The organism is Streptomyces sp. NPDC040622, from assembly GCF_055593965.1.
The window spans coordinates 200,201-219,639 of record NZ_JBVIXD010000009.1 but is presented as its reverse complement, the minus strand read 5'-3'; the positions used below and the strand labels follow the sequence as shown (position 1 = coordinate 219,639).

20 protein-coding genes are annotated in these 19,439 nt (G+C 72.1%); 4 read left to right on the top strand and 16 right to left on the bottom strand.

The genetic code is table 11. The features are described 5' to 3' along the window. Positions 1-126 precede the first annotated feature (126 nt). The 13 genes from ACZ592_RS26645 to ACZ592_RS26585 form a co-directional block, all read right to left on the bottom strand. A complete protein-coding gene (locus tag ACZ592_RS26645; protein ID WP_471584398.1) occupies positions 127-792 on the bottom strand; it encodes a class F sortase in 666 nt (221 codons plus the stop codon). A gap of 16 nt (positions 793-808) precedes the next feature. Beyond that, the gene (locus ACZ592_RS26640; protein WP_471584161.1) at positions 809-1,318 is read right to left on the bottom strand and encodes a hypothetical protein; all 510 of its coding nucleotides are present in this window, start codon (positions 1,316-1,318) and stop codon (positions 809-811) included. A 129-nt stretch (positions 1,319-1,447) separates the two neighbouring features. Then, positions 1,448-2,227 (bottom strand): HAD-IIA family hydrolase, encoded by a 780-nt coding sequence (locus tag ACZ592_RS26635; RefSeq protein WP_471584160.1) that lies wholly within the window; start codon positions 2,225-2,227, stop codon positions 1,448-1,450. Between the two features lie 108 nt (positions 2,228-2,335). Continuing rightward, positions 2,336-3,829, bottom strand: a complete 1,494-nt coding sequence (locus ACZ592_RS26630) for an alkaline phosphatase family protein (protein ID WP_471584159.1) — start codon at positions 3,827-3,829, stop codon at positions 2,336-2,338. A 153-nt stretch (positions 3,830-3,982) separates the two neighbouring features. Continuing rightward, on the bottom strand, positions 3,983-5,068 hold the full coding sequence (locus tag ACZ592_RS26625) for a 2-aminoethylphosphonate ABC transporter substrate-binding protein (RefSeq protein WP_471584158.1): 1,086 nt from the start codon (positions 5,066-5,068) through the stop codon (positions 3,983-3,985). A 51-nt stretch (positions 5,069-5,119) separates the two neighbouring features. Continuing rightward, positions 5,120-5,917 carry an ABC transporter permease gene (locus ACZ592_RS26620; RefSeq protein ID WP_471584157.1) on the bottom strand — a complete coding sequence of 266 codons (798 nt, stop codon included), beginning with the start codon at positions 5,915-5,917 and terminating at the stop codon, positions 5,120-5,122. Beyond that, positions 5,904-6,800 carry a 2-aminoethylphosphonate ABC transporter permease subunit gene (locus tag ACZ592_RS26615; protein WP_471584156.1) on the bottom strand — a complete coding sequence of 299 codons (897 nt, stop codon included), beginning with the start codon at positions 6,798-6,800 and terminating at the stop codon, positions 5,904-5,906. The genes ACZ592_RS26620 and ACZ592_RS26615 overlap by 14 nt, the downstream gene beginning before the upstream one ends. Beyond that, the gene (locus tag ACZ592_RS26610; protein WP_471584155.1) at positions 6,793-7,845 is read right to left on the bottom strand and encodes an ABC transporter ATP-binding protein; all 1,053 of its coding nucleotides are present in this window, start codon (positions 7,843-7,845) and stop codon (positions 6,793-6,795) included. Before ACZ592_RS26610 ends, ACZ592_RS26615 begins: the two co-directional genes overlap by 8 nt. Continuing rightward, positions 7,845-8,582 (bottom strand): HAD family hydrolase, encoded by a 738-nt coding sequence (locus tag ACZ592_RS26605; RefSeq protein WP_471584154.1) that lies wholly within the window; start codon positions 8,580-8,582, stop codon positions 7,845-7,847. Before ACZ592_RS26605 ends, ACZ592_RS26610 begins: the two co-directional genes overlap by 1 nt. After that, the gene (locus ACZ592_RS26600; protein WP_471584153.1) at positions 8,576-9,700 is read right to left on the bottom strand and encodes a TIGR03364 family FAD-dependent oxidoreductase; all 1,125 of its coding nucleotides are present in this window, start codon (positions 9,698-9,700) and stop codon (positions 8,576-8,578) included. Before ACZ592_RS26600 ends, ACZ592_RS26605 begins: the two co-directional genes overlap by 7 nt. A 146-nt stretch (positions 9,701-9,846) precedes the next feature. Next, on the bottom strand, positions 9,847-10,671 hold the full coding sequence (locus ACZ592_RS26595; protein ID WP_471584152.1) for a GntR family transcriptional regulator: 825 nt from the start codon (positions 10,669-10,671) through the stop codon (positions 9,847-9,849). An 89-nt stretch (positions 10,672-10,760) separates the two neighbouring features. After that, entirely contained in the window at positions 10,761-11,669 is a 909-nt protein-coding gene (locus ACZ592_RS26590) for a hypothetical protein (RefSeq protein WP_471584151.1), read from the bottom strand. Positions 11,670-11,807: 138 nt separating this feature from the next. After that, positions 11,808-12,941: an ROK family transcriptional regulator gene (locus tag ACZ592_RS26585; protein ID WP_471584150.1), complete on the bottom strand. Its 1,134-nt coding sequence runs from the start codon at positions 12,939-12,941 to the stop codon at positions 11,808-11,810. 56 nt (positions 12,942-12,997) lie between these two features. Between ACZ592_RS26585 and ACZ592_RS26580 the strand changes: the two genes are divergently transcribed. The 4 genes from ACZ592_RS26580 (at position 12,998) to ACZ592_RS26565 (ending at position 16,022) form a co-directional block, all read left to right on the top strand. Next, positions 12,998-14,095 carry a Gfo/Idh/MocA family protein gene (locus tag ACZ592_RS26580; RefSeq protein WP_471584149.1) on the top strand — a complete coding sequence of 366 codons (1,098 nt, stop codon included), beginning with the start codon at positions 12,998-13,000 and terminating at the stop codon, positions 14,093-14,095. Next, on the top strand, positions 14,092-14,559 hold the full coding sequence (locus ACZ592_RS26575) for a heme-degrading domain-containing protein (RefSeq protein ID WP_471584148.1): 468 nt from the start codon (positions 14,092-14,094) through the stop codon (positions 14,557-14,559). Before ACZ592_RS26580 ends, ACZ592_RS26575 begins: the two co-directional genes overlap by 4 nt. 148 nt (positions 14,560-14,707) lie before the next feature. Further along, positions 14,708-15,601: a radical SAM protein gene (locus tag ACZ592_RS26570; protein ID WP_471584147.1), complete on the top strand. Its 894-nt coding sequence runs from the start codon at positions 14,708-14,710 to the stop codon at positions 15,599-15,601. A 10-nt stretch (positions 15,602-15,611) separates the two neighbouring features. Continuing rightward, positions 15,612-16,022 carry a nucleotide triphosphate diphosphatase NUDT15 gene (locus ACZ592_RS26565; RefSeq protein ID WP_471584146.1) on the top strand — a complete coding sequence of 137 codons (411 nt, stop codon included), beginning with the start codon at positions 15,612-15,614 and terminating at the stop codon, positions 16,020-16,022. Here ACZ592_RS26565 and ACZ592_RS26560 read toward each other — a convergent pair. The 3 genes from ACZ592_RS26560 to ACZ592_RS26550 all read right to left on the bottom strand — a co-directional run bounded on the left by ACZ592_RS26560 (position 15,994) and on the right by ACZ592_RS26550 (position 19,384). Next, a complete protein-coding gene (locus ACZ592_RS26560; RefSeq protein ID WP_471584145.1) occupies positions 15,994-17,742 on the bottom strand; it encodes a hypothetical protein in 1,749 nt (582 codons plus the stop codon). The genes ACZ592_RS26565 and ACZ592_RS26560 overlap by 29 nt on opposite strands. Positions 17,743-17,787: 45 nt before the next feature. Next, a complete protein-coding gene (locus ACZ592_RS26555; protein WP_471584144.1) occupies positions 17,788-18,621 on the bottom strand; it encodes a serine protease family protein in 834 nt (277 codons plus the stop codon). Positions 18,622-18,799: 178 nt separating this feature from the next. Beyond that, complete coding sequence (locus ACZ592_RS26550) at positions 18,800-19,384, bottom strand: hypothetical protein (protein WP_471584143.1); 585 nt, start codon at positions 19,382-19,384, stop codon at positions 18,800-18,802. Between the last annotated feature and the right edge of the window lie 55 nt (positions 19,385-19,439).

Sequence of the window (19,439 nt, the reverse complement as noted above, 5' to 3'; positions counted from 1 at the left end):
TTTCTCCCGCAGCTCGTGCGTGTGCGGTCGAGGACCAGCCCGATCGGCGGCTCCGGGGGGAGCGGGCCGCCGATCGGGCCAGGTGGACCGTTTCCGAGGCCCTCGGACCCTTTTCCGGCCCCGCGGTCAGCGCGTCACTCCCGTGAGATACGCCGAGACGATCACGTTCGCCGTGTAGGTGCGGGTGGCCTTGTCGAAGGTGCCGCCGCAGGTGATGAGGCGCAGCTCCGCGCGCCCCTCCTCGTGCGGGCCGTACGCCTTCGTCGCGTCGAACCGCTCGCGGGTGACGACCTGGACGTCGTACACCGTGAACTCGGCGACCGTGCCGTCCTCGCGCGCCACGTCGACGCCCTCGCCGGGGCGCAGCGTGCTGAGGTCGTAGAAGACGGCGGCCTTCGTCTCGGTGTCGACGTGGCCCACGAAGAGCGACGCGCCCGGGGCGCCGGGGCGGGTGCCGCCGCCGTACCAGCCGACGGTGCCCGGCTGGTCGAAGGGCGGCGGGTCGATCGCGCCCTCGGCGTCCAGGCCGCGGGCCGTCACGGGGGCCCGCACCTTCAGCGAGGGAACCTCGACGCGCTCCGGGCGGGCGGGCGCCAGCGGCTCGTGCGCGGGCGGGAGTTCGACTCCGAGGGGGCGGCCGACCTGGGCCACGTCGCCCGTGGTGGGCCCGGACATGCCGCCGCGCAGGTCGGTGACGTCGCTGCCCCAGAACCACAGACCGATCAGGAGGACCGCCCAGGCGACGCCGGTCAGCAGCCGCCCCGATCCGGACGCACGCCCGCCGCCGGACATCGTCATGCCCCGCCCGTCACTCGGAGCGGCGCCGGCGGACGCTGCGGAACGCGACGGCGACGGCGGCGACGCCGGCGAGGATCAGGCCGATCACGGCGTGCCGGGTGCCGGGGCCCGCCTCGGTGGCCTGCGAGGAAGCGGCGGAGGTCAGCTGTGCGGTGCCGCCGCCGCCCGCGTGCACCGGGGAGACGGGGGCCGGGTTGTGCCGGACGACCCGGACCGTGCCGACGCCCTGGTGGGGGTGGCCGTCGCAGGTGACGGTGACGTCGTAGGTGCCGGAGACGCCGTCGCGGATGCGGGCGCTGCCGTTGAGGGAGTACTTGTCGCCGTCACGGCCCGTGAGGTTGGCGTCCCCCTGGAAGGCGCCCGACCCGGCCGATCCGGTCGTGCCGTCGCAGCCCGAGACGCTCACCTCCACGGACGCGCCGGGGGCGGTGCTCGACGGGGTGACGGTGGCCCGGACGGATTCGTGGTCGTGGGCCCGCGCCGCGGTGGCGGGCAGGGCGAGGGCCAGGGTGACGGCCACCCCTGCACCACGCAGAGCGAGGGAACATATGCGCATCGTGAACCTCCTGTGTACGAGGGTCACGCGCCCGGGGCGCCCCCGCCCGCCCGGCGGGGCAAACGGGGGAGGCCGCCGCGCCTGAGCGGCCGCTCAGATCCGGTCGACGAGGTCCGCGATGGAGTCCACGACGTTCGAGGGCCGGAAGGGGTGGTGGTCGATGTCGGCCTTCGTGGTCAGCCCGGTGAGCACGAGGAACGTCTCCATGCCCGCCTCCAGGCCCGCGAGGACGTCCGTGTCCATGCGGTCGCCGATCATGGCACTCGTCTCCGAGTGCGCCCCGATGGCGTTCAGGCCCGTCCGCATCATCAGGGGGTTCGGCTTGCCCGCGAAGTACGGGGTGCGGCCGGTCGCCTTGGTGATCAGGGCGGCCACGGCCCCGGTGGCGGGCAGCGGGCCCTCGGTGGAGGGGCCGGTCTCGTCCGGGTTGGTGCAGATGAACCGGGCCCCGCCGTTGATGAGGCGCACGGCCTTCGTCATGGCCTCGAAGGAGTACGTGCGGGTCTCGCCGAGCACCACGTAGTCGGGGTCGTGGTCGGTCAGGACGTACCCGATGTCGTGCAGGGCGGTGGTCAGGCCCGCCTCGCCGATGACGTACGCGGTGCCGCCGGGGCGCTGGTCGTCGAGGAACTTGGCGGTGGCGAGCGCGGAGGTCCAGATGTTCTCGACGGGCACTTCCAGGCCCATGCGGGTCAGGCGGGCCTGGAGGTCGCGGGCGGTGTAGATGGAGTTGTTCGTCAGGACGAGGAAGGGCTTGCCCGACTCGCGGAGCTTCTTGATGAAGGCGTCGGCGCCGGGGATCGGCACTCCCTCGTGGATGAGTACGCCGTCCATGTCGGTGAGCCACGATTCGATGGGCTTGCGCTCTGCCATGGGGTGCACTCCTGCGTTCTGCGTCGATGCGGGGTAACTGAGGGGCGCCGGGACAGCGCTGTGCCGACGCCCCTCAGCCTAATCAGGAAGCCACGATCTTGACCCCGGTCAATTCTTCGTGATCCGCACCCCGTCGATCACCCAGTACCAGTTGTTCCCTCCCGTGTAACGGAAGCGGACCTGGGCCGTGCGGGCACCCGCCGGGACCTTCAGGGCGATGTTCTCGACGACGGAGGGGGTGTCGGACGTGTACGTCTTCACCGCGACCGGGGTGCCGCCGTCGTAGGAGACGAGCACCTCGCCCTTCTGCGGGGCCTCCTGGCGGTAGTACGTCGTGTACGTGAGGGTGGCGCCGGAGCCGCCCCGCACGTCGTACGCGGGGCTGACCAGCGTCGAGTCGAAGGTGCCCGAGAAGGACTTGTCGGTCCACTCGTCGCCGTCGGCGACCGCGAAGACGCCGCGGGCGCGGATGTTGTTCTCGCGCCGCTGGTCGCGCTCGGCCTTCGTCCAGAACTCGTCCGTCGTGAAGGACCAGCCGCGCCACTCGGTGACACCGCCGGTGCCCATCTTCGTGTTGTCGACGCTCCAGCCGCTCGGCGGGGTGTGCGTGAAGCCGATGACGCCGGCGCCGATGCCGCCCTCGTCGACGGGTCCGGTCAGCCGCTCGCGCAGGGCGTCGAAGTCGTCGGGGCGCGGCTGCTGGAGGGGCCGGCCGTCCAGGCCCCAGGCCGGGTCGAGGGCGACGCCGAGGTGCGCCAGGGCGCTGGCGGCGATGTCGGGCATGCGGATGTCGTGGCGGACCGAGCCCGGGGTGATCGTGGGCCCGGTGGCGATCATGAAGGTCTGGCGTTCGGCCCAGCTGGAGCCGCCGTGGCCGCCCACGTCGGTGTGCCCGTGGTCGGCGGTGACCATGACGAGCCAGCTCTCGTCGCCGTACGTGGCGCGGGAGGTGACGGCGTCCAGGATCTGCCCCGCCTGGGTGTCGACGCCGTGCAGGGCGTCCAGGTAGGCCTGGCTGGCGGCGCCGCTGTCGTGGCCCGCGTGGTCGACGTTGTCGAGCTGGACGAAGACCGCGTCGGGGTTGCCGTTCCTGATCTCGGCGACGGCACGGGACGTGGTGCCCGCGTCGTACTCGGCGGACGGCGTGGAGACCCGCGTGTCGACCTTCGCGGAGAAGATGATGTCGGTGATGGGGCCCCAGGACGCGACGGCGTAGGTCCGCAGCTGCGGCTTCGCGGCTTCGATCCGGGTCATGAAGTCCGGGTAGGCGGCGAGCTGGTGGCCGGTGAACTCGTTGTTCACGACCTTGTGCTTGTCGGGCCAGACGCCGGTGATGAGCGTCGACCAGCCGGGGCCCGACGACGTGGGCGCGACGGGGTTGGCGTACAGGGCGCTGGGTGCCGTGAGACCGGTGCTCATCAGGCGCTTGAGGGTGGGGGTCTCGGCGTCCTTGATTCTGTTGAGCAGGGCGCCGTCCAGGCCTATGACCAGGACCTTCGGGGTCTTGGCCGCGGCCCTGGCGACGGCGGTGAGGGGACTTGCGGCAAGGGCCGCGGCCGCGGTGGAGACGAGCAGCGAGCGGCGGGTGATGCCTGACGACACGTGGTCCTCCGGGATTCGAGGTGGGGGGCGGCGCACGCCAACGCCCCTGCCGGTGCAGGGGCGTTGGGTCCATACCCGTTATCTTTTCGCTACCCGGCACCCCGGGGCCAGGGGTGTACCGGTGAACTCTCGTGTTTCCGGGTGAACGTGAGGTCAGCTGCCGGTGGCCGACTTCCAGTCCTCCACGTAGGACGGGAGGTTCTCGGAGATGTCCGCCCAGTCCGGCTCGAAGATCTCCACGCCGTCGATGACCTTGTCGAGGGCGATGGCGTTGGCGTCGGTGGGCTTGACGTCCCTGCGGGCGGGGAAGCCGCCGCCGATCTCGCTGACCTGCCGCTGCGCCGTCCGGTCGAGCAGGTAGTCGAGGAACTTCTTCGCGTTGGCGCCGTGCGGGGCCTTCGTCACCAGGCCGGCCGCGTAGGGCAGCGCGAACGTGGTGGGCCTGTCCGGGTTCTCCGTGGTCGCGGGGAACCAGATGCCGAGGTTCGGCATGTCCTTGGACTGCGCGTAGTTCATCTGGACGTCGCCGTTGGCGGCGAGCAGTTCGCCCTTGTCGACCTTGGGCGCGAGCTTGCCGGTGGAGGCGGACGGGCCGACGTTGTTGGTCTGCAGCTTCTCGAGGTAGTCCATGGCGGGCTTCTTGCCGCCGAAGTCGTGCATCGCCTTGATGAGCACGGCCGTACCGTCACCCGCGACACCGGGAGTCGAGTACTGCACCTTGTTCTTGTACGTGCCTTCGGTGAGGTCCTGCCAAGTCTTCGGGGCTTTCCCGCCCGCCAGTTCCTTCTTGTTGTAGATGAAGCCGAAGTAGTTGTTCACCACGGACGTCCACTTGCCGTCGGCGTCCTTGTCGGCGCCGCCGACCTCCTCGGATCCCTTGGGCTTGTACGCCTGCAACAGGCCCTTTCCGTCGGCCTGCTGGATGAACGGCGGCAGCGTGACGAGCACGTCGGCCTGCGTGTTGGACTTCTCCCGGACGGCGCGCTGCACCATCTCGCCGGAGCCGCCCTCGACGTAGTTCACCTTGATGCCGGTCTTCTTCTCGAAGTCCTTGAAGACCCGGTCGTACCAGCCGTCGCCGTTCTCACCCTTGAGGCCGTCGGCGCTGTAGACGGTGACGACCTTGTCGTCGGACGCGGCGGAGTCGCCGCCGCACGCGGTGAGGGAGCCGGCCAGGACGAGGCTGCCGGTGACGGCGGCGACCGTGCGGACGTGTCGGACGCGGGTAAGGCGGGACATGACGTTTCGTACTCCTTGAGGGACGTGAAGTGCCGTGCGGGGAAAGGTGGTTCAGCGGTAGGAGGCGCGGGTGCGGATGCGGGAGACGGCGAGCAGGACGGCCAGCGTGGCCGCCATCAGGACCACCGCGACGGCGGCGCCCGTGAACGTGGAGCCCCGGTCGGTGGCCGCGTAGATCTGCACGGGCAGCGGCATCCAGTCCGGCGGGTAGAGCATCATCGTGGCGCTCAGCTCGCCCATGGAGAGCGCGAAGCAGAGCCCCGCCGCCGCGGTGAGCGACGGCAGCAGGAGCGGCAGCTTCACCTTCATCAGGACGTACGAGGGCCGGGCACCGAGCGATGCGGCGGCCTGTTCGTACGCCGGGTCGAGACGCACGAGGGCGGCCGAGACCGACTGGTGGGCGAACGCCGTGACGAGCAGGGCGTGCGCGAGGATCACGATCCACCGCGTGCCGTTCAGGATCATCGGCGGCTTGGAGAACGCGACGAGGACGGCGAGGCCGACCACCACGGACGGCACGGCGACGGGCAGCATGAACAGCGCGTCGAGAGCCCTCCTGCCGCCCTTCCTCAGCGAGGCGGCGGCGAGCGCGGCCCAGGAGCCGACGGTCAGCGCGAGCAGGCTGGCGGCGGCCGCGGTGACCAGGCTCGTGGTGAGGGCCCGCAGCGACTCGCCGCGGGTGGCCGACGCGTAGTGCTCACCGGTGAAGCCGGACGGGAAGGCCCCCGACCAGTGCTCGGAGAACGACGCGGCCAGGATCACGAGCAGCGGCAGCGCGAAGAGCGGCAGGAAGAAGACGAAGAAGAGGACCCAGGTCGCCCACTTCCCCTTGCGGCTATGCACCAGCACGACGGCTCACCACCCGGTACAGGCCGTAGAGGCCCACGGAAATCGCGATGTTGACGACGGCGACGACACACGCCGCCGGATAGTCGGACTCGAGAATGGCTTTGCTGTAGACGAGCATCGGGAGGGTCGTGACGCCTTTCGCGCCGGTGAAGAGCACGATCCCGAACTCGTTGAGACACATGACGAGGACGAGGCTGCCGCCGGCGGCGAGCGCGGGCAGCGCCTCGGGCAGGATGACGCGGCGCACGATGCGGGCGGGCCTCGCCCCGAGGCTGGAGGCGACCTCCAGCTGTGCCGTGTCCAGCTGCGAGAACGCGGCGAGCAGCGGCCGCATCACGAAGGGCGTGAAGTACGTGATCTCGGCGAGCAGGACGCCCCACGGGGTGGTCAGGAACTGGAACGGCCCCTCGGCGGCCCCGGTCGCGTCCGTCCAGAGCCCGTTGGCCATGCCCTTGGTGCCGTAGACGAAGAGCAGGGCGAGGGTGATGAGGAAGGACGGGAAGGAGAGGAAGACGTCGATGAACCGCGACACGGCCTTCCCGCCGGGGAACGGCACGAACGCGATGACCAGCGCGAGTGCGAACCCGAGCACCAGACACCCCACGGTCGACCCGACCGCGAGCCACACGGTGGTTCCCAGGGCCTCCCGGAACGCCGCGGAGGCGAAGACGTCCGCGTACGGCTGGAGGGAGGTCCCGCCGGTGTCGGGCCGCAGCGACTGCTGGACGACGAGGAAGAGCGGATAGAGGAAGACGAGCGCGAGCACGGCGACGGGCGGCAGGGCCCAGACGAAGGCGGGCACGCTCCGCCGGGCGGGCCGGTGGAGGGTGGGCACGGCCCCCGGTGCCGGGCGGCTCGTGAGGCGTTCCGCGGGACTACCCACCGGTCACCCCTCCGGCGAGGAGCACCGCGTCGTCGGCCGCGAAGTGCAGCGTGACCCGCTCCCCGATGCCCGGCGGCGTCCTGAGCTCGCGGACGTCCGCCTTGACCCGCTCCCCCGCCACGTCCACGTACAGCCGGTGCGTGGCGCCGCGCCACCGGACCTCGGTCACCTCGCCCCGCAGCGGGTTGGGCCCGTCGCCGAGCCCGACCAGGTGCGGCCGCACGCACAGGGTGGCCGTCGCCCCGGCGGCCGCCTCCCCCGTGTCGACCTTCAGCACCGACCCGGCGAAGGACACGCCGCCGTCGCCGACGGTCACCGGCAGCAGGTTGGCGTTGCCCACGAAGGACGCGGTGAACTCGGTGCGCGGCGCCCGGTACAGCTCCTGCGGTGTCCCGCAGTCCTGGAGCCTGGCCCGGTCCATGACGGCGATCCGGTCGGCCAGGGTGAGCGCCTCGACCTGGTCGTGGGTGACGTACAGGATGGAGACGTCGGGCAACTCGCGGTGCAGCCGGGCGAGTTCGGTGAGCATGCCGGAACGCAGCTGGGCGTCGAGCGCGGAGAGCGGTTCGTCCAGGAGCAGCACGCCAGGACGGATGGCGAGGGCCCGCGCGATGGCGACGCGCTGCTGCTGCCCGCCGGAGAGTTCGCGCGGGAACCGCTTCGCGTACGCGGCCATGCCCGTCATCTCCAGCGCCTCGGCTACGCGTCCGGGGATGTCGCCCTTGGCCACCTTCTGGGCCTTCATGCCGAAGGCGACGTTGTCCGCGACCCGCATGTGCGGGAAGAGCGCGTACTGCTGGACGACCATGCCGATGCCCCGCCGGTGCGGCGGCAGCGCGGTGACGTCGCGGTCCCCGATGAACACGCGCCCCGACGCGGGCCGCACGAATCCGGCGACGGCCCGCAGCGCGGTGGTCTTGCCGGACCCGGAGGGGCCGAGCAGGGCCATGACCTCGCCGGGTTCGACGGTCAGGTCCAGGGAGTCCAGGACGGTGTTGCCGCCGTAGGCGACGCAGACCCGGTCGAAGCGGATCCCGCTGCCCATCAGCCGACTCCCCTGAGGATCGCGGGCAGTTCGGCGACGGAGCCGAGCACGTGGGTCGCGCCGGCCTCGCGCAGCGCCGTGTCGCCGTGGGCACCGGTCAGCACCCCGGCTACGACGGAGGCGCCCGCGCGGACACCGCTGCGCATGTCGTACGCCGTGTCGCCCGCGACCGCCACGTCCTGGACGCCGTCCACGGCGCCGGTCCGCAGGAACGCGCCGAGCACCATGTCCGGGTAGGGACGCCCGCGGCCGCCCGCGTCGGCGGGGCACAGGGTCAGCGGGACGAGGTCCCGCCAGCCCAGCGCGTCGAGGATGGCGTCCTGGGTGACGCGGGCGAAGCCGGTGGTCAGGACGACGGTCCGGCCGTCGTCGGCCAGCTCCTCGATGGCCTCCCGCGCGCCCGGGACCGGTGCGATGCGGCCGCCGTCCACGAGCGTCCCGTACGCCTTCTCGAAAGCGGTGTTGGCCTGCCGGGCGAGCGTCTCCTCGCCGAACAGGTGCCGGAACACGGAGATCTTGGACTCGCCCATGGTGGCGCGCACGTACTCCAGCTTCGCCGCGTGGTCCGCCGAGTCCGGCTCGACGCCGAGCTCCCGCGCGGCGGCGGCGAAGGCCTGCTCGACGAGGCCCCCGTCGGCGACGGTGGTGCCCGCCATGTCGAGCACGACGAGGCCGATGCGGCCCGCGCCACCCGCCCGTGCGGTGCTGCCCGTGGTCTTCGTCAACTCCCTCACCATCCCAGTTCGTCCGCGGTCCGCTCGGCGATCGCCGGCGAACAGGTCATGCCGCGCCCGCCGGGTCCGGTGACCAGCCACACGCCCTCGCGCACCTGCTGGCGGTGCACGACCCTGCTCGTGTCCACGCACTGCGCGTACACCCCGGCCCAGCGCCGCCTGATCCTCGGCAGCGGGCGGCCGAGGAAGCCCTCGACGACCTCGGTGAGGTGGTCGTAGGGGTCCTCGACGGTGTCGAAGGCGAAGGGGTGCTCGTACTCGTGGGTGTCGCCGATGGTCAGGCCGCCGTCCTTGCGCTGCACCATGAGCAGTTGCATCTTGTGCGCGGCGGCGGTCGGCCGCTGTGCCTGCCCGGTGTTGAGCGCGTCGAGCGCGTCGGACCGGTAGGCCGGGTAGTAGCGGAAACTGTCGGCGTCCGCCACGGAGGTGGTGAGCGTCTCGCCGAGCGGCTCGGTCTGCATCATCTGCAGGCGGACGCGGCGCACGGGAAGGTCCGGTCCCGCGAGCTCGCGCACGAGGCCGCCGAGCCAGGCGCCGGTCGCGAGGACGACGACGTCTCCCGCGTGCACGTCACCGTGGTCGTCGCGCACGGCGCTCTCGCCGACGACCTCGCGGATCTCGCGGCCCGGCAGGAAGGTGTAGCGCGGCGACTTCGACAGGGCTTCCCTGAGCCGCAGTTGGGCGGTGCGTGGTTCCACGGCCGCGTCCCGCTCGCACCACAGGCCGGCACCGAACTCGCCCCGCAGGGCCGGGTTGAGCGCCCGCGCCTCCGCGGCGTCCAGCAGCTTGTAGCCGCGGGCCGCGGCGTCCGGCCGGGCCAACGCGGCCTCGGCGACGGCGTGTTCGCGGGCGGTGCGGACGAGCGTCAGGGAGCCGTTGGCCCGGAAGCCCAGGCCCGGCACGCGCTCGCCGATCCCCTCCCAGAGCTCGCGGGCACGCAGGGCGGTGTCGAGCTCCTCGCCGCCCGCCCGGCCGCTCACCCATATCTGCCCGAAGTTGCGGAGCGACGCCCCGCGGGCCTCGCTCTCGCGCTCGATCTGTACGACCTCGTGGCCGCGCTCCACTGCGTGCCAGGCGTGCATGGTTCCCACCACGCCGGCTCCTACGACGATGACTCTCACGGCGGCAACGCTCCTGGGGACGGGTGACCCGCGCGGGGCCGACGGGCAACGGGACGGTGAACGGCCATCCAAGGTTGGGCTAGACCCGTTACGTTCCCGTTATCGGCGTGGGTCGTTTCCGCGCGGGCGCCTCGGCAGGTGTGGGTTCAGCCCTGACCGGCAGCGTCCCGCCCCCCGCCGCCGAGATGTGTGGTGAAGGAGAACCGGTCGCCCCGGTAGAGCGTGCGCACCCGCTCCAGCGGGCGGCCCGCCACGTCCCGGGACAGCCGGTGGATCAGCAGCATGGGCAGCGCGGGCGGGGTGCCGATGAGCAGCGCCTCGCGCGGGGTGGCGAGCACCGTCTCGATGCGTTCGTCGGCGTCCCCGAACGCGATGCCGAGGCTGTCGCGCAGGTACGCGTAGAACGACGAGTCCGGCTCGAACTCCTCGTCGAGCCGCGGCGCCCTGGCCACGGAGACGTACGTGCTCTCCAGGCCGACCCGCTCCTCGTCGGCGAGCAGCACGCGCTCCATGTGCCAGACGGGTTCGCCCGCCGCGGCACCGATCTCGGCGGCGAGCGCGGCCGGGCACGGGAAGCGGTCCAGGGAGATGAGGTTGCGGCCCGGGGTGCGCCCCTGCCGCCGCACGCCCTCCGTGTAACTCGCCAGCGACAGCGGCTGCTCCAGCTTGGGGCCGGCCACGACCGTGCCCCTGCCCTGCCTGCGCAGCCGCCCCTCCAGGAGCAGTTCGCGCAGCGCCTGGCGCACGGTCTCGCGCGCCACCTCGTACCGTTCGGCGAGGTCCCGCTCGGTGGGCAGCGGCTGACCGTCCCCCAACTCCTCGACGAGCACGGCGATCCTGGCCTTCACCGCGTAGTACTTCGGGATGCGGCCGTGCTCGGGGATGCCGGAGCGGATGGGGGCGCCGGGAGCCTGGTCGAGCAGGTGGGCGGGGCCGTGCACGGGCGGGTACGAGGGGTTCGGGTTCTCCACCCCGGGATGTTCGCAGACGTACGTGAACACCCGGGTGAACGCGGGGTGGCGGGGCCCTTCCCCGGGGCCGACGCGGGCCGCCGGACGCCTCAGCGCCGCCCGGCCCGCAGGTGCCGGGCCGCCATCAGCAGCACCCCGCCGCCGAGGAGGACGCCACCGGCGACGAGCCCGGGACGCAGCGGGGTGCCCGGCCCCGTCTCGGCGAGCTGCTCGGGGGCGGGCCTGCCGGGACCGGCCCCTGACCCCGCGCCGGTGCCGGGGTCCGACTCGGCATCGGACGCGGCATCGGAGTCGGCATCGGAGTCCGAATGGCCGGGCTCGGTCCCCGTGCCGGTCCCGGAGCCTTCCTCCACGATGTCGAACGGGTAGTCGTTGGAGTCGCCGACCCAGTCCCCGTCCTGGTTCCTGCGCTGCACGAGCGCGGCGGACGCCACGACGTGCCCGGCCTCGGTGTCGGAGGTGAAGGCGAGCCGGACGGTGACCTCGACGGTCCGTCCGGGACCGATCTCGAACCCGGCGAAGCCGCCGCCGAAGACACCGATGTTCTCGCCCTGCCCGGTCCGCTCGAAGCGCACGGGCCGCTGCCGCTTCCCGTCGTCGAACTCCAGCTGCACCTGCTCGGGCCGCAGCGTCCGCTCCCGGTCGACGAGGACGACGATCGGGTGGACGGCACGGCAGGCCTCGCCGGTGGTGTTGGTGAGGTCGACGGTCCAGCTCTCGAACCCGCCACCGGGCTCGTAGGTGTCGGGGCCCCGGTGGATGCGGGTGTCGATGGGGAAGTCGGCACTGTCGTCGGAGGCGCAGGTGGGCCGCCGGGGGACGCCCCCGACGCCACTCCGGGAGAGCCGCGCCGCACGGACGTCCGCGTCCCCGCTGACGCCTGCCACGTGGCCGGCACCGGTGTGGGCCCGGCCCCCCTCGGCCGCCCCGGCCACGGCGGGGACGAGGGCGGCGACCGCGGTGGTGACGCCGAGGGCGAGAGTACGGCGGAAGCGCATGGCCCGTGACCCTGCCACGCCCGCGCGACGGGACAGCGGCGCCACCACCCGATAGACCCGATCGGCCGCCGGAGTCCCCTCGATCAGGCGAGACCGGCCGGTCACAGGCATGAGACGCGCCTCGGAGCGACGGACGGATCAATGCCGACGGCCGGGAAACGCCACCTCCGCGCGCCCGAAGAGCGGCGCGAGGATCAGCTGTGCCGCGCCCTCCGCCACCCCGCGCTCTCCCCCCGGCGCGAGACCCACCGGCACCCGAGCCGCCCCACTCCCGCCCCCGCGCCGGACCCGCGCGGCGACCACCGTGCCCACTCCCCGTACGAACAGGTCCTCCGCGGCGAAGACCGTCCGGCCGCCGAGCAGGACGCGGTCGATGTCGAGGAGACCGACGAGGTTGCCCGCGGCCGTGCCGAGGACGCGCGCGGCCTCGTCGAGGTCGCCCCGGGCGACGGCCGCGAGGCAGAGTGCCTCGACGCAGCCCCGGTCCCCGCACTCGCAGGGCGGCCCGTCCAACTGCAGCACCTGGTGGCCGAACTCCCCCGCGCCGGTGCGGTCGCCCCGGTACAGCGCGCCGCCGAGCACGAGGCCTGCGCCGAGCCCCGTGCCCAGGTGGAGGTAGGCGAAGGAGTCGGCAGCGCCCGCGAGGGCGAGGCCGAGCGCGGCGGCGTTCGTGTCCTTGTCGACGGCGACGGGCAGCCCGAGCCGCGGCCCGAGCGCGTCCCGCAGCGCGAACCCGTCCCACTCCGGGAACCCGGTGACCCGGTGCAGCACCCCTTCGGCGTGGTCGAGCGGCCCGGGCAGCGCGACCCCGACCCCGGAGACCGGCCGGTCCCTGCCCGCGCCGTCCAGCAGGGCCCGTACCTCCTCCGCCGCCACCTCGACCACCGCCTCCGCGCCCGCGCCGAAGGCGAGCGGCGCGCGGCGTTCGGCCACCACCGTGCCCGTCAGGTCGACGAGGACCGCCGTGAGCTCGTCCCGGTCCAGGTGCAGGCCGACCGCGTGCCCCGCGGCGGGCACGAGGCGCAGCACCGTGCGGGGCTTGCCGCCCGTGGAGGCGCGGCGGCCCGCCTCCGCGGCGAGACCCTCCGCCCGCAGCCGCGCGGTGATCTTGCTGACGGCCTGCGGGGTGAGCCCGGTGCGCTCGGCGAGCTCGAGGCGGCTGATGCCCTCCTCACCCGCCGCGCGCAGCAGATCGAGCACGAGCGCGGCGTTGTGGCCACGCAGCGCCGGCAGGTTCACTCCGGGGTTGGCCCTGTTCACGTACGGCTTCACGGGTCCATTGTCCCGTCCGCTTGCACTTTGGCAACACCGTTGCTTAAGTGGAAGGCATGACTGGCACAGGCTCCTCAGGCTCCCCTCTCCGCGTCGGGCTCGTCGGGTACGGCCTCGCGGGCTCCGTCTTCCACGCCCCGCTGATCGCCGCCACCGAGGGTCTCGTCCTCGACACGGTCGTGACGTCGAACCCCGAGCGGCAGGCACAGGCCCGCGCCGAGTTCGGCGACGGCCTGCGCTGCGCCGACTCGGCCGACGAGCTCTGGGACCGCGCGGACGAGCTCGACCTGATCGTCATCGCCTCCCCGAACAAGACGCACGTCTCGCTGGCGACCGCCGCCCTCAAGGCGGGCCTGCCGGCCGTCGTGGACAAGCCGATCGCGGGCACCGCCGCCGAGGCGCGCGAGCTCGCGGCCCTCGCCGACGAGCGCGGGCTGCTCCTGTCCGTCTTCCAGAACCGCCGCTGGGACAACGACTTCCGCACGCTGCGCCAACTGATCGCCGACGGCGAGCTCGGCGACGTGTGGCGCTTCGAGTCCCGCTTCGAGCGGTGGCGCCCGCAGCCCAAGGGCGGCTGGCGCGAGTCCGGCGACCCGCAGGAGATCGGCGGACTCCTCTACGACCTGGGCAGCCACGTCGTCGACCAGGCCCTGGTGCTCTTCGGCCCGGTCGTGAGCGTGTACGCGGAGTCGGACGTCCGGCGCCCCGGCGCGGAGGCGGACGACGACACGTTCCTCGCGCTGACCCACGCCGACGGCGTCCGCTCGCACCTCTACGTGAGCGCCACCACCGCCCAGCTCGGCCCCCGCTTCCGGGTCCTCGGCTCGCAGGCGGGCTACGTGAAGTACGGCCTCGACCCGCAGGAGGCGGCCCTGCGCGACGGCAAGCGCCCGGCCACCCAGGACCCGTGGGGCGTGGAACCCGAGACGATGTGGGGCCGGGTCGGCTCCGGCGAGTCCCCGCTGACCGGCGGCGGCCGCCCGCTGCCGACGCTGCCGGGCGACTACCCCGCGTACTACGCGGCGGTGGCCGACGCCCTGCGCGGCACCGGCGAGAACCCCGTCACCGCGCACCAGGCCGCCGCGGCCCTCGACGTCCTGGAGGCGGCCCGCCGCTCGGCCCGCGAGGGCGTGACCGTGGCGGTGACCCAGTGAGCGAGGCACCCACCGTCGACGAACTGACGGCCCAGGAACGCCGTCTGGTCCTCCCCCGCTTCACGCACGACGACGCGTGGGCACTCGGCACGCTCCTGGTGGAGCTGGCCCGCGAGCGCGACGCCCCGGTGGCGGTCGACATCCGGCGCGGCGGCCAGCAGCTCTTCCACGCGGCGCTGCCCGGCTCGACGCCCGACAACGACGCCTGGATCGACCGCAAGCGCCGCGTCGTGGAGCGCTACCAGTGCTCGTCCCTGCTGGTCGGCACGCGCTTTCGCGCCAAGGGCACGACCTTCGAGGACTCCTCGCGCCTGGACCCCGACGTGTACGCGGCCCACGGCGGCGCGTTCCCGATCGCGGTCGAGGGCGCGGGGGTGGTCGGCACGGTGGTGGTGTCGGGGCTTCCGCAGGTGGAGGACCACGCGTTGGTGGTGGCGGCGCTGGAACGGTTCGTCGCTCCGTAGCGCCGGAACGGTTCGTCACGCCGTAACCGACAAATCCAACCAGGCGCGCCCCGCGTCCACGCAGCCGAACGGCGGTTGTTGAACCGAACGTGTACTGCCGGGGCCTGCCGTTGCATGGGCGCCATAAGGTCCCCGTTAAGGTCCACCCATGCAACTGCCCCCCTTCGTAGACTTGCGCCCCCTCGGCCGTTGCAACCTCAGCTGTCCCTTCTGTTTCGGGCCGCGGCACGAGGTCCCCTCGATGACCTGGGAAACGGCACGGGACGTGGCCGGCGTACTGCGCGGCGGGCAGGTGCGGGGCGTCGTCCTCTCCGGCGGCGAGCCCACGCTCCTGCCCTACCTGCCGGATCTGGTAAGGGAGTTGAGCGAGGACACGGACGACGGCACATCGCCGCCCCGCGTGGTCCTCAGCACCAACGGCCTCGCGCCCCTCAAGACCATGCAGCGCATCCTTCCCCGTCTCTCCTGGATCGCCCTGCCGCTGGAGTCCAAGGACGAGAAGGAGCACGCGCTGCTGCGCACCGGCAGCGCGGCACCGCACCGCGGCAAGGTCCTCGACCTGCTCACGGAGGTGCGCAAGAACCACCAGCAGGTCCAGGTGAAACTGGGCACGGTCGTCACCCGCCTGAACGTCAAGGGCGCCCCGCGCGTCCTCGACCTGATCGGGGACGAGGCCTGCCTCCCCCACGTGTGGAAGATCTACCAGATGTCGGAGACCAACTACGGCGCGGACAACCGGGACTGGCTCTCGCTCGGCGACGAGGAGTTCGAGCAGGTGGTGGGCGAGTGCGAGGACGCGGCCCGGGAGTACGGCGTGACCCTGCGGGTGTACCGGAACTCCACCCGCACGGGCAGCTACTTCTTCATCGACCCGGACTGCGAGATCGTCGTCGTCGACGAGGGTGAGGAACGGAGAATCGGGAATCTCTTCGAAAAGCTGGCGGACCGCGCGCTGCGCCCCGCCGAGCTGATCACCCCTGCCAGGAACGTCGAGAACTTCGCCGGCACCTACCCGGACCCGGACGGCCGAACGGACCTGTGAGGAGCTCCCCATGACGGCGCACGTACGCGTAGGCGTCCAGGCCGTCGTCCGCCTCGGCGGCGACATCCTGCTCGGCCTGCGGGCCAACTGCTTCGGCGCGGGCACCTGGGGCCTGCCCGGCGGCCATCTGGAGGTCGGCGAGACGCTGGTGGAGGCCGCCGGCAGGGAGCTCGCCGAGGAGACCGGTATCCGCGCCCTGCGCATGCGGGTCGCCTGCGTGACCGACCCGGACCCGGCGGCCAACCACCACATGCAGGTCGGCGTCGAGGTCGTCGACTACACCGGAGACATCCGCCTGCGCGAACCGGACCGCTGTCTGCGCTGGCAGTTCTGGCCCCTGGACGCGCTGCCCGACGCCCTCTTCGTCGGCTCGGCGGACGTGTTGAGGAACGTCAGGGACGGCGCTCTGCACCGCCCGTGAAGCCCTCCCCGCCGGTCTCGGACGGCAGCTCGTCCGCGCCCTTGCTCCACCGGTCGTCGGCCTGGGTCGTCATCAGCGCGCGCAGCCTCGCCTTGTGCTTCTCCTCGTGCCTGCCGAACTGCTCCCAGGTGCTGGTGAGTTCCCACTGCGTGGCGAACGCGGCCAGGCTGTCCTCGTAGTACTTGCTGTCCTTGAGGAACTGGTGCTCGAAGACGCTCAGGCCCCTGCGGGTGCGCTGCAGCGGATTCATCGTGATGTACGGCTCGAAGAACCCCGCCTCCGAGGTGAGCAGCGTCGACCCGGAGATGTCGGTGGGCGTCAGCTTCAGCTCGATGTGGCCGGGGAACCGCTCCCGCAGGGCCAGGAACGATTCGATGACCGGCAGGAACGTCTGCTGGTAGTACGTGCTCGCCCGCACCCGGTCCACGATGTTGCGGTGGCTCACCGGCTCGGAGTCCGCGCTGTGCTGCATGAAGATCGCGAGATTGTTCCAGGGACTGCTCAGGATCACGCGGAAGTAGGTGCCGCGCTCCAGGGCACGGTGGACGGGCCAGTAGAAGACGTCCAGGTCCGCGAGGAAGTAGGAGGCGCCCGCGTGCGCGGTGAGCCGGATCATGTTCCGCTCCGCCTCGATGGCCTTCTTCTTCTCGGCGTTGCGTACGTGGTTCTCCTGCGGCGTGAAGGTGCGGTCGATCCGGTACGGCAGGTCGTCGGTCTGCACGGTCGCCGCCCGCAGATGCGCCAGCGCCTGCCGGATCGCGAGCGTCTGCGCGTGCTCGCGGCCCAGCGCCTCCACGGCCATCTCCTCGGCCGTCTCCAGGAGTTGCACGGCCCGCCGCCTGCGCAGGAAGCTGCCCGACCCGCTCGCCGCCTCGAACTCCGCCACGGCAAGGGCCGCTTGGGACACTATGGTCTCGCGGTGGCTCGCCCCGAGGAACGCCGACGCGTTCAGCCTGACGATCTCCAACTCGCTCAACTGCCTCTCGGTCGACTCCACGTCGTGGCTCGCCGCCGCCGCGTCGAACTTGGCGGTGGCCAGGGCGCGCCGCGCCGCGATGGCCGCGGGGTGATCGCCGCCTTTGAGCGCGATGGAGTGCTCCGCCGACCGGTCGAACTTCTGCAGGGTGTCGCCGATCCGGTCGACGTCCCGGCCCGCCCGCGCGACCTCAAGGCGCACCCAGTCCGCGGTCAGGCGGGCGTCCGGGTCGTCGCCCGGCCGGGTGTCCATCTCCTCCAGCGCCTTGTCGGCCCAGAACCCGGCGTCGCCGACCTCCCCGCCGCGCAGGCTGACGGAGCTCAGATTGGCGAGGATCCGGCCCCGCTCGGGGACGTGAGCGCCCCGCTCGGCCCTGCTCAGCGCGCGGCACAGGACGAGCCGCGAGCGCTCCAGTTCGCCGTGCTCGGCGAAGAGGGAACCCAGTTCGTTCCAGACGGCGGCCGGGTAGACCGCACGGTCCGCCTCCACCATCTCCATGTGCCGCAGCGTCATGTCGGCCACCGACAGGGAGAGCGTCTTCATGCCGAGGGCGCCGAGGAGCTTGGCCAGATGGGTGAGCTGTCCCGCGCGTAACTGCTGGAAACGGTCGGCCGGATCGGGCCTGCGGACGTGTTTCACATAGGTCGCCAGAAGGTCCCTGTCCTTCCGGCGCGGGCCGTCGGGCGCAAGGAGCATCTCTTCGGCGACGGCTATGGCGTCGTCCAGGTACTGCATCGTCGTCATGGTCCCTCCCGGGATGTCGCCGGCCCACGTGCCGGTGCTTCGGGGTCAGCGGCGTATCCAGTGCACGGGCACCAGGGAGTCGTATCCCGCCTTCTTGAGGGCCTCGCCCACCGCGGCGCTGACCCTCAGGCGCTGTTCCGTCTCCGTCGCCTCCACCGAGAAGGGCCGTACGGCCAGGGGCCACTGGTCCCTGGCCAGGTCCTCGATGCGGAACCGGAACTGGTCGAACTGCTTGACCGCCTCGCGGATCGTGCCGGCGAAGAGCGTGTCGCCCGGTGTGCCGTTCTCCGCCCGGCGCTCGACGATGAGCCCGAGGACCGACGTCGGCCGGTACGGGTCGCCGCGCTCGACCGGGCTGCCCGCGTACATCGCGTAGTCGTCGAGGCTCGCGTGGCAGTTGAGCCGGAGGGCGCAGATCTTCGAGTCCTTCTGCGGCTTCCCGTACTTGTACGAGACGTCGGCGACGATGCCGGTCAGCACGTCGTCGGAGTCCGGCGGCTGGTGCGTCGCCTTCCACACCTCGTCCTGCCGGGCGTCGTCGAAGCACACCCCCGGCAGCTGGACGTCCTCGCCCTCGGGGAAGGTGAGGAACAGCAGCGCGAGGTCGGACCGCATGTCGTGGTCCAGGACCTTGCCCATGGCCTGCTTGCCGTCGGAGAGGAGGAGCATGACCGGATCAAGGCCCTTGCGTTCACGGGCCGGCAGACAGTGCGCGGCGGTGAGGGCGAAGTGCCTGCTGAGCCGCACGCCCGCGCCCCGCCGACAGCGGTCACCGGGACCGAGACTCTCGTCCCGCCGGCAGTCGTCCCCCCGTCGGCACTCGCCGCCCTGGCGGCAGCCGTTCCGGAAGATCTCGATGAAGTGCTCGTCGTACACCACGGGCCAGCCCCCCGTCCGGACCCTGAGCGAACCCCCGCTTTCGCCCGGAGGACGCCATGGTAGCCAGGAATGGTTGCGGCAGAACGGGCCCGCGCACCATTATCGGGAATATGCCGGGAGTAAGTCCGGATTTTACTGTCGCAGCATTCCCACTTCCCCCAAGGGCAACTCCCGCCCCTCAAGGAGTGATCGAATTCCTGCCCAGCGGATTCGACGGGCGGATTCTCCTCACGCGCGTCAGCATCCTGCGCCACACGGAGACCCGTTCGGGATGCACCTCCGCCCTGAGCAGGGCGAGAACACGCCGATCAGCCTTCCTCGATCTTTTCACGGCGTTCTTGAACTCGACCCAGAATTCGTCGTTGTCGCTGATCCGGGCGTTGTTCTCCCACTGGGTGTGCCATTTCCCCCAGGCGAGGTTCCAGCGCCGCCGCGCGGTGAAGGCACGCTTGCAGGCGGCGAGCAGCGCGTCGCTGCCGTAGATCTCCAGGCGGGCCAGGAGCGGGGACATGTCGTCGGCCGGGCCCGCCTCACCGGCGCTCCGCTCGGGGAAGGTGCCGGTCCTGCGGACGGCCTCCCTGAGGTCGGCCATCCGTCTGACGACGATCATCACCTCGTCGTAGACGGCCATCCGTCTGTCCCAGACGCGGTTCTCGCGTTCGCGTCTGGTGGTGGCCCGCTGGATGAGCCAGGCGCTGGAGAAGGTGGCGAGCGCCCCCAACGTCGTGCCGGTGAGCGCGGCTTCGACCGCGGTCAGTCCCACCTCGCCATCATGCCGCGCCGGCGCCCCCGGCGGACCGGGAACGCCGCGCACCGCA